This window comes from Promicromonospora sp. NPDC060204 (assembly GCF_042728455.1).
Taxonomy (GTDB): Bacteria; Actinomycetota; Actinomycetes; order Actinomycetales; family Cellulomonadaceae; genus Promicromonospora.
In genome coordinates this window covers 25,412-34,240 of sequence record NZ_JBHWZO010000032.1, presented here as the reverse complement: position 1 = coordinate 34,240, position 8,829 = coordinate 25,412, and the positions used below count along the sequence as shown (strand labels likewise).

General features: G+C 68.8%; 4 protein-coding genes. 2 read left to right on the top strand and 2 right to left on the bottom strand.

Translation table 11 applies throughout. From position 1 onward, the window contains the following. Positions 1 to 67: 67 nt before the first annotated feature. Together ACFWEJ_RS06745 and ACFWEJ_RS06740 are read left to right on the top strand one after the other, a co-directional pair. Complete coding sequence (locus ACFWEJ_RS06745; RefSeq protein ID WP_377228425.1) at positions 68 to 4,444, top strand: GH32 C-terminal domain-containing protein; 4,377 nt, start codon at positions 68 to 70, stop codon at positions 4,442 to 4,444. After that, on the top strand, positions 4,444 to 5,388 hold the full coding sequence (locus ACFWEJ_RS06740; RefSeq protein WP_377228424.1) for a carbohydrate kinase: 945 nt from the start codon (positions 4,444 to 4,446) through the stop codon (positions 5,386 to 5,388). The genes ACFWEJ_RS06745 and ACFWEJ_RS06740 overlap by 1 nt, the downstream gene beginning before the upstream one ends. A gap of 481 nt (positions 5,389 to 5,869) precedes the next feature. On the opposite strand, the gene ACFWEJ_RS06735 is transcribed toward ACFWEJ_RS06740, so the two are convergent. Together ACFWEJ_RS06735 and ACFWEJ_RS06730 are read right to left on the bottom strand one after the other, a co-directional pair. Next, the gene (locus ACFWEJ_RS06735) at positions 5,870 to 6,319 is read right to left on the bottom strand and encodes a Type 1 glutamine amidotransferase-like domain-containing protein (protein ID WP_377228423.1); all 450 of its coding nucleotides are present in this window, start codon (positions 6,317 to 6,319) and stop codon (positions 5,870 to 5,872) included. An 18-nt stretch (positions 6,320 to 6,337) separates the two neighbouring features. After that, on the bottom strand, positions 6,338 to 8,794 hold the full coding sequence (locus tag ACFWEJ_RS06730; RefSeq protein WP_377228422.1) for a glycoside hydrolase family 2 protein: 2,457 nt from the start codon (positions 8,792 to 8,794) through the stop codon (positions 6,338 to 6,340). Between the last annotated feature and the right edge of the window lie 35 nt (positions 8,795 to 8,829).

The following is an 8,829-nucleotide window of genomic DNA, read 5'->3' as shown; positions in this document are numbered from 1 at the left end:
GTCGATGTCCTCACCGCCGGCCGCCGATCCCTCCGAACTTCTCGTGACAGGCATCGAAGGAGATGCAATGAGTACGTCAGTTTCCGCACGGCCACGCCATGGCCGCGTCCTGCCCGCTGCGGTGATCGCGGTGACCCTCGCCCTGGTCGGTGGCTTCGCCACGTCCCCAGCCGCTCAGGCCGCCGCCCCTCCCACGATCGACAACCCCAGCTTCGAGTCGGGTGACCTGACCGGGTGGGAGGTGCTCGAGGGCGACGCGTTCACCGATGCCACGGTGTCCGACGCCGAGGACTGGGGCTGGGGCTGCTGCTTCAACCCCGAGGGCAGCTACCACCTGTGGGGAGCGAGCAGCGGGGGAGATGCACCGACCGGCCGTATGCGGTCCTCGGTCTTCACGCTGGACGGGATCGGCGAGATCAGCTTCCTCCTGGGTGGCGGCAACGATCGGGAGAACCTCTACGTCGCCCTGCACCGCGCCTCCGACGACACCGAGCTCATGCGCGCGACGAACACCGCGTTCGCCGACTCCGAGGAGCTGCGCCGAGTGGTGTGGGACGCCTCGGCGCACCTGGGCGAGGAGCTCTACCTCGAGGTCACCGACACCGCGTCCGGCGGCTGGGGCCACCTCAACCTGGACGACGTCCGCACCTACGTACAGCGGTCGATCACCGAGATCGCCAACCCCGGGTTCGAGACCGGAGACCTCGAGGGCTGGACCGCGACAGGCCACGCGTTCACCGCCGCGCAGGTGACCGACGCGACCGACTGGGGCTGGGGCGGCCCCTTCGGACAGGACGGGACCTACCACCTGTGGGGCGCCAAGGACGGCCCTGACTCGGCGACCGGCACACTGACGTCGTCCACCTTCACCCTCGCGGGAACAGGTGCGATCGAGTTCCTCATCGGCGGCGGCAACGACCGTGACAACCTCTACGTGGCGCTGCACAGGGCGTCGGACGACACCGAGGTCCTGCGCGCGACCAATACCGCGTTCGCCGACTCCGAGAAGTACAGCCGCGTGCGCTGGGACGCCACCGACCATCTCGGTGAGGAGCTCTACCTCCGGGTCGTCGACAACGCCACCGGCGGGTGGGGGCACATCAACGTCGACGCCTTCGACACCACCGTCGAGGTCCTCGGCCACGAGTTCGATAACGCCGGGTTCGAGACCGGCACCCTGCAGAACTGGGCCGCTCAGGGTGACGCGTTCACCGAGGCGAACCTCAGCACCGCGACCACCACACCCGACGGCGAACCACTCGCCGCCGAAGGCACCTACCACCTGTGGGCAGGGGCCCTGCCGGACGAGAGCCTGACCGGCACCCTGACCTCGCCCCGGTTCGTGGCCGGCGGACGCGGCGAGATCCGGCTCCTGCTCGGCGGCACGAGCGACCCCGACGTTTACGTCGCGGTGCACGCGGCCGCGGACGACCAGGAGCTGACCCGGGCGCGCGTCGAGTCCACCGGGGAGACGTACGCCGAGGTCGTGCTCGACGTCGGCGGCCAGCTCGGCGACGTCGTCTACCTGCTCCTGGTCGACGACTCGGCCACCGGGCACCTGAATGTCGACGGAGTGCGGACACTGGTCAATGACCCGATGCACTGGTCGTTCGACGAGACCTCCGGCAAACAGGCCCACGACGAAGGGTCCGGGACGACCGACGATGTCGCCTACGTCTTCAACGACGCGGCCTACAAGCCCGACTCGGACCCGTTGTGGAGCCAGGGCGTGAAGGCGGGGTCACTGCTGTTCGACGGGTACTCGACCTACGTCCGGCGCGACGGCCTGCAGAGCCTGACCCCCAGCAGCACCCTGAGCGTCCAGGCGTGGGTCGCGCCGCGCTCCTACGAGTGGGGCGACCTCGGGCAGGCCTCGGCGATCGTCAACCAGCACGACGCCGACGCGAAGGCCGGGTACCTGCTCGGCATGTACCGCCACGGCGCGTGGGGCCTCGAGCTCGGCGACGGCGTTGCGTGGCACACGCTGCGCGCCCCGAAGGGTGCCGTCCTGCCCACCGACGGGTGGAGCCATGTCGCCGCCACCTACGACGCCGTCTCGGGCATGATGCGGCTCTACCTGAACGGCACGCAGGTGGCCACCAAGGACGTCGGGGCCGGCACCCGTATCCGCGCCGCGGAGAACCAGCCGCTCCTGATCGGCCGGCACAACCAGGCCGCGGTCATCAACGGCACGTTCCACGCCAACTCCTGGAACGGAGCGATCGACGAGCTGACTGTGACGGACGAGCTCCTCAGCCCGCAGCAGATCGCCGAGACCGCGGCCGTGGGCGGCGACAGCCCCACCGACGACCTGCGTCCCGACCGGGCTCGGTACGACGGCGACAGGTACCGCCCTCAGTACCATTTCCTGCCGCCCGAGCACTGGATGAACGAACCCCACGCACCGATCTGGTTCGAGGGCAAGTACCACATCTTCTACCAGCACAACCCGCAGGGCCCGTACTGGCACCAGATTCACTGGGGCCACGCCGTGAGCACCGATCTGGTGCACTGGAAGGACCTGCCCGTCGCGATCGCACCGACCGAGCCGGTCACACCGGACGGCGTGTGGTCCGGCAGCGCCACCTACGACGCGGACGGCAAGCCCGTCCTGTTCTACACCGCGGGCAACGATGCCAAGGTCCCGAACCAGGCGACCGCCCTGGCCTGGCCCGTGTCCGGAGCTGCAGACAGCCCGCTCACCCAGTGGCGGCTGGAGCCGGAGCCGGTCACCGTCCAGGCACCCGACCTGTCCTCGCCCGTGGGTAGCCCCTGGTTCGGGCAGTTCCGGGACCCGTTCGTGTGGAAGGAGACGGCGAAGGACGGCAAGCCGATCTGGTACCAGCTGGTCGGCTCCGGCATCGTCGACGGCGAGACGAAGGTCGGGGGGACCGCTCTGGTCTACACCTCCCGCGACCTGGTGCACTGGGAGTACCAGAACCCCCTGTTCGTCGGGGATGCGCAGACCTACCCCAAGACCGGGCAGGTCTGGGAGCTGCCGGTCCTGCTGCCGCTCGGTGAGCGGCGCGGGGTCGGGAAGTACGTCTTCGTCGTCAACCCCTGGTTCGACGGCTACAACGAGGACACCGCGAAGAACACCTACTACTGGGTCGGCGAGTGGGATCGGCAGAAGCACACGTTCGTGCCCGACCATGACGAGCCGCGTCTGTTCGACTATGGCGGGCACTTCACCGGCCCGTCCGGGACAGTCGACCCGCAGGGCCGGTCGCTGCTGTTCACCATCACCCAGGACGGGCGCAGCGAGGACGAGCACCACGACGCCGGGTGGGCGCACTCGATGGGGCTGCCGGTCGAGCTCATGCTCACCCGCGACGGCGACGCCGGACTGAAGCCGGTGGACGAGCTCAAGAGCCTGCGGTCCGAGAAGGTCGTGTCCCTCAAGAACGAGTCGGTTCGGCGGACCAACAAGTCCCTTGACCGGAAGCACGATCAGCTCAGCGATCTCCTGGAGATCAAGGTCCAGCTGCAGATCAAGCCGAGCTCCAGGTCGGGTGCGACCACGAGTGCCGGGCTCGAGGTGCGGCGCAGCAGCGACGGAACCGAACGAACCCTGTTGACCGTCGACCGCAAGGCCAAGACCCTCACCCTCGACCGGAATCAGTCGAGCCTGGACCCCGACACCCGCAAGGGCATCAACCAAGGCCCCTTCCAGGTCGACACCGACGGCACGGTCACGATGCACACCTACATCGACCGATCCGTGGTCGAGGCGTTCATCGACGACGAGAAGTCCATGACCACCCGCGTCTACCCGACCCTGGCCGACTCCGTCGGGCTGCACATCGTGGGAGGCGCGAACGTCACGGTCACCTCCCTGCAGGTCTGGAACCTGAAGGGCGCCTACGGGCCCGTGGCCCCGGCACACTACGAGCCACCGCGCACCACCGCACCAGCAGTCGGAGAGCTGACCAACGGTGACTTCGCCACCTGCGACCTGACCGGGTGGAGCGTCGTGGACGGCACCGCATACAGCGACGCCAACGTCACCGACGCCACCGACTGGGGATGGGGCGGCCCGTTCCGCCAAGCCAATGCCTGGGGCGACGACGACCGCTGCCACCTGTGGGGATTCAACGAAAAGGTCGGCGACACTGCCACCGGCCGCCTGCGCTCGCAGACCTTCACCCTGGGCGGCGACGGCCAGATCGACCTGCTGACCGCAGGGGGCTACGACCCAGACAACCTGTATGTCGCGCTCGTGCGAGCCGAGGACGGCCATGTGGTCGCCAAGGTGAGCGGGAACGTCAACGAGACCCTCCGCGCACAGTACAAACGCAGCTACATCGACGCCTCGCAGTCAATCGGGGAGGACTTCTATCTTGAGATCGTCGACCAGGCGACAGGCGGGTTCGGGCACCTGAGCGTCGACGACATCAACGTCCCGGTCGCCCTGCCCGAGACACGACCCAATGGAGAGAACTGATGAGTACGTTCCTGGTAGTGGGTGAGTCGCTGGTCGACATCGTCCAGGACAGCACGGCGCGTCGCACCGAGGTGCCCGGCGGTAGTCCTGCGAACGTCGCCTTGGGCCTAGCCCGGTTGGGCATCACGGCGGACCTGCTGACCTGGCTGGCCGACGACCCGCGCGGCAGAACCGTCCTGGACCACCTGGCGGCCTCCGGCGTGACCGTGCTGCCGCAGTCTCTGGGCGCCGCACGAACCCCGACCGCCTTGGCACGCCTGGACGCGGAAGGTTCAGCCACCTACGAATTCGACCTCGACTGGCAGCTGCCGGCGACAACCCTTCCGCACGACCTGCGGGCCGTCCACACCGGATCGATCGCCGCCGTCGCCCACACCGACCCCGCAGACGCCCTACCCGCCCTACTGCAGGACGCACGTCGCACGGCCACCATCACCTACGACCCCAACCTGCGCCCATCGATCATGGGCCAGCCGGGCGCCGTCCAGCCAAAGGTCGACATACTCGTCGCGCTCGCCGACGTGGTCAAAGTCAGCGAGGAAGACCTCGACTGGCTCCATCCTGGCGCCGACCCACTCGAGGTCGCCTCCGGCTGGGTGCGCGACCATCGGTGCGCCCTGGTCGTCGTGACCCACGGCGGACGTGGGTCGACCGCAGTCCGACCAGGCGGCGGTCGTGTCGAGGTGCAGGCTCCACCGGTCGCCGTCGTGGACACCGTGGGGGCTGGGGACTCCTACATGAGCGGCCTGCTGACTGCCCTGCACCGACACGACCTGCTGGGGGCCGGGCAGCGTGCCGCTCTGCATGCCGTGTCCGAGGCGCAGGTCGCCGAGATCGTCGACTTCGCGACCACTGCCGCCGCGATCACTGTCACTCGTGCGGGTGCCAACCCACCGCACCTCGCTGACATCACAGCGCACGACGTAGCGGTGCCGCGGACCTGAGAACTGGCCGGCGACAACGAATCCTCGGACGCCAACGGAAAGAAATGTCGTGGCTCGGCTCGAGTGCGGGGCCACGACATGTCTCTCGGCCCGTTTGGTTGAACGTGGATGCCGGTGGAGGTCAATCAGCCGGTCCGCTGCTCGTTGGACCGGCCTGACTCTAGGCTCGCCGTCCCTGCACGTCAGGCCGTGCCGGGTGGTCGGATCAAGAGGGCGCCGACCACCCGGTCTGGGGCCGCAGCGGGGGTCAACGGTGCTCTCCATGGCGCCGGACATTCCTCGCGAGCACCGGCAGACTCAGGTCGCGTCGTGCACGCGCTTGGTGAGCGCATCGACGCTGGGCACTCGGATCCTGCTCAACGGCTTCCTGGGCCTATTTGGCCGACTCTATCGCTGCCGAACGCGTCCGGGCGTGAGCTTTGAATTGACGCCTGACCTGCGACAAAATCTCGGGAAGAGGCGAAACGATTGTCTACAACTGTCAGGTCACCGTGGGCGCGTCGAAGCGTGGCGTCGTGGACAGCGGTTCGCTCACGTCGCCGTCCACCTCGCGCGGCGATGCCCCGCGAGCGAAGACGACGGCGGGTCCCGGTGCCGCGGCGCCGACCGCGGACCCGCCGATGCGCGCGGTGCCGTCCTGGACAGCGAGCCACGTGCCCTCGCGCAGGCCGAGCACGGGCACGTCGTTGACCTCCAGGAACTCCGCAAGCCGCTGCTCACGGGTCTCGCCGCGGTGCGTGCTGGCGGGGTCCGCGTCGAGGAAATGCGGGTTGAGCTGGAACGGCACCAGACCGAGAGCCTCGAACGTCGCCGGCTGCGCGATCGGCATGTCGTTCGTCGTGCGGATGGTCGGCCCCGCCAGTCCCGCGCGCGAGCGTGTGGCGCCTGCTCCGCAGCCTCCCCGTGGCCGCCCAGGTGTTTCCTCGGGCACATGGGCTCGGACGAGCGGTCACTGCGCAGTTCTCGCGACGAGGTCGTTGGCCGTGCGCAGGACCGGGTAGGTGCCGAGGTCGGCCGGATCCGCGTGAGAGGCTCCATGCACGTTGAAGCGGACGGTCTCCCCTGGCAGCAGCGTCACGAGGGCCTGGTCGATCCGTGCGTCGGGGTCGACCTGGTCGACAAGCAGTGTCAGGTCACGGGTGAGCTCGTCGACCGTGACGTCCACGACCCAGCCGTCCTCTGTACGTTCCGCGCGAACCCGTGGCTCGACGGGTCTGAGAGCGCTGTCGCGGTAGTCGCAGAAGAACCAGAACGCCCGCTGGCCGTCGAGGGACGCGACGAGTACCTCGGCCGCGGGATCCGCCGAGGTCGCAACCGCCTCCGGGACCACGACGGACGCGGCACCATCCGTCGTCAGGGTGACGGCTGCGGTGGCCGAGGCGACTCTCTCGCCGCCGAAGGTGATCCGTTCGAAGGTGACTGTCGACGTCCCTACGGCGCGGGTGTCGTCGACGACTGTCAGGCGCAGGCCCTCCCCGTCGGGCTGGATCGTCACGAGGCGATCCGCGTTCGCCTGACGCAGGGCGTGCAGCAGCGGCTTGTGGCGTCCGTAACCGTCGACAGCCGCCCAGGACGTGACGGGCCACTCGTCGTTGAGCTGCCAGACGATCGATCCGGTGCAGTGGGGAGTCAGGGAGCGGAACCACTCCACAGCGGTGCGGACGGCTACTGCCTGGTTGAGGGACATCGCCCAGTGCCAGTCGCGCATGGTGCCGGGGAGCGGGAAGTGCGCGACGAGCCCGTCCGTGAGCTTGTTGTTGCCGTTCAGTGCCTTCTGGTGCACGAGCATCCCAGGTGACTCCGGCGTGAGCGGGTCGTCCTGGATGGCCTCGACGAGCGTCGACCAGGTCGGTGGGCCCTGCCAGCCGAACTCGGCGACGAACCGCGGCCGGTAGTCCCGGTAGTGGGGATAGTCGCGCGTGTTCCAGAGGTCCCAGATATGCATGGTGCCGTGCTGCTCGGCGTTCTGGTGCGTGGACGGATCGGGCGAGAACGGGCTGCCCGGGGTGTAGGCCACGTGTGGTGCGAGCCTCTGGACGATGTCGGGCAGCAGCTCGTAGTAGTAGTGCGCGCCCCAGGTGCGCCCGTCGAGCCGACCTTCCCAGCTCCAGTCCTGTCGACCCCAGAGGTTCTCGTTGTTGCCGTTGAGCACGACCAGGGACGGATGACTGCCCAGCCGCCCCACGGCGTCGACCGCCTCCCGCTCGATCTCGGTGCGCAGCGGGTCCTCCTCGGCGTACGCGGCGCAGGCGAAGAGGAAGTCCTGCCAGACGAGCATGCCCGTCTCGTCGCAATGCCGGTAGAAGTCATCGGACTCGTAGATCCCCCCGCCCCATACCCGGAGCAGGTTGAGGTTGGCGAACTGCGCGTCGGTGATCCGTGCCCGGTACCGCTCGGGCGTCACGCGGTGCGGGAAGGCGTCGTCCGGAATCCAGTTCGCGCCGCGGACCGGGATCAGTACGCCGTTGACGTGGATCGCGAAGCCGGTTCCGTCGTCGTCCGGCTCCGTGCGGACCTCGACCGTGCGAAACCCGATGCGGCGTGCCTGCGTGTCCAGGTCCTCGCCGCCACCGAACAGACGTACCTCGCCGTCGTAGAGGTGCGGCTCGCCGTACCCACGGGGCCACCACAGTTCGGCACCGGGTACGGCGAGCTCGACGACGGCGCCGTCCTGACCGCCCGGGATCGTGACGTCGGCTCGTACGCCTGCCGCCTCCACGTCGACGACGAGATCGCCGTCGTTGGCGCGGTCGACGGTGACATCGACGCGGAGGGTGGGGACGCCGTCGACAACCGACGGCGACCAGGTGACGCTTGCCAGACGTGCCTCGCTCCAGGACTCGAGTGTGACCGGCTTCCACAGACCGCTGCTCGCCGCCTCGATGCCCCAGTCCCAACCGAAGGAGCACGCCATCTTGCGCAGCGCGTTGTACGGGTGCTGGTTCGCGTGCGGCCTGTATCCCAGCTCGAGACTCGCCGCGTCGGCCGCGGGAACGGGGCCACGGATGACCACCTCGACCTGGTTCGTGCCCGGGACCAGGACCTGGGTGACGTCGAACCGGTGAGACCTGTGCATGTTCCGGACCTCGCCCAGCAGCACACCGTTGACCGACACGGTGGCGACGGTATCGATGCCGTCGAAGACGAGGTGCTGGCGGTGGCCGCCGTCGGGTGTCCACTCGAACTCGTACCGGTAGATCCAGTCGGACTGCCCTATCCAGGACTGCGCCGACTCGTTGTCGTCCAGGTAGGGGTCATCGATCAGCCCCCGCCGCAGCAGGTCGGTCGTCACCGAACCCGGCACTTCGGCCGCGAGCGGACCCGCGGCGAGGACGTCGGCGGGGACGCGGCGTCCAGCGGGACTGACCGACCAGCCCTGGACGAGCGGGGTGCGTATGAGCTGCATCGCTCACGGTCCTTTCTTCTGTTCCTGTCGGCTCC